Origin of the sequence: Paenibacillus sp. J5C2022 (genome assembly GCF_025567625.1) — a bacterium.
Lineage (GTDB): Bacteria > Bacillota > Bacilli > Paenibacillales > Paenibacillaceae > Pristimantibacillus.
This window is the reverse complement of record NZ_JAOQJC010000114.1, coordinates 1-1,070: the sequence shown is the minus strand read 5'-3', so window position 1 is coordinate 1,070 and position 1,070 is coordinate 1. Positions and strand designations below refer to the sequence as shown.

1 protein-coding gene is annotated in these 1,070 nt (G+C 45.5%); it reads left to right on the top strand.

Annotated features, from left to right (window positions below):
- Positions 1 to 40: 40 nt before the first annotated feature.
- Positions 41 to 1,049 (top strand): IS630 family transposase gene (locus M6D81_RS31515; RefSeq protein WP_262681626.1). Its coding sequence is split into 2 segments (ribosomal slippage): positions 41 to 495 and positions 494 to 1,049, totalling 1,011 coding nucleotides; the frame shifts between segments, so codons are not numbered across the junction.
- The last annotated feature ends 21 nt before the right edge of the window (positions 1,050 to 1,070 follow it).

Here is a 1,070-nt window from a genome sequence, read left to right as displayed (position 1 = left end):
ACTCCTTCAAGAGGATCAGAATAATCCTGAAGTCCAGGCGATTAAAGCAGCCATCAAAGAAAATAATGACTTGAGAATGCACGAAAGATATCAAACGATCCTGCTTGATCTGCATGGTGTGTCCAAGAAAGATATCAGCAAGATTATCGGGCGCTCGCTTTCCACTGTCTACAACTACATTAACGCCTACCGCCAAGAAGGCATCCAAGGACTGAAAATCGGAACGCCACCGGGACGCCAGCCTTTTCTGAGCGCCGAACAAGAGCAGCGAGTCTATCAAACGATTGTGAATCAGACACCGGAGGATGTGGGTTTTCCTGCCAAAATGAACTGGACTTCACCGATCATCCGGAAATGGATCGAACGAGACTTTGGCGTGTCCTATTCGGATCGTGGAACCCGAGAATTGCTTTATCGATTGAAGCTTAGCTTTACGGTGCCTACGTACACGTTGACAAAGGCAGACCCGACGAAACAGGAAGCCTTTGTGCAGAAGTTCGAAGCCTATAAAAAAACTCCTGAACGGTGAAATCGACCGAATCCTGTTCATTGATGAGTCCATGATTCGCGACTACCAAGCGTTGTCTCGTACGTGGTTTCCCAAAGGGAAGCAGAAAATCGTTCCAACCTATGGCAAGCACCATGGCGCTAAACTGATCGGTTCACTGGATTATGAGACAGGAGAAGTATTCTGTACACAAGAAATCCAGTATACCGCTCAAGAATTTTTGTCTTTCCTACAGAAGCTGGTGAAAAAATACGAAAATCAGAAGATCGTTCTCGTTCTGGACAATGCGAAAATTCATCACGCAGCGCTCATTCAACCGTTTTTGACCGAGCATCAGTCTGTTCTCACCCTGCTGTATCTCCCGCCTTATAGCCCGAAACTCAATCTGATTGAAGGACTCTGGGGGTGGCTCAAGGAATCGGTCATTAACAATGTCTTTTTCGATTCCGTTCAGAAGATTCGTAAGGCGGTCCAAGGATTCATCCGCGAAATCAATAAAACACCCAAAGTGACAGTCGATAGGCTTTGTGTTCAATTATAAATATCTAATGCCGAATATATA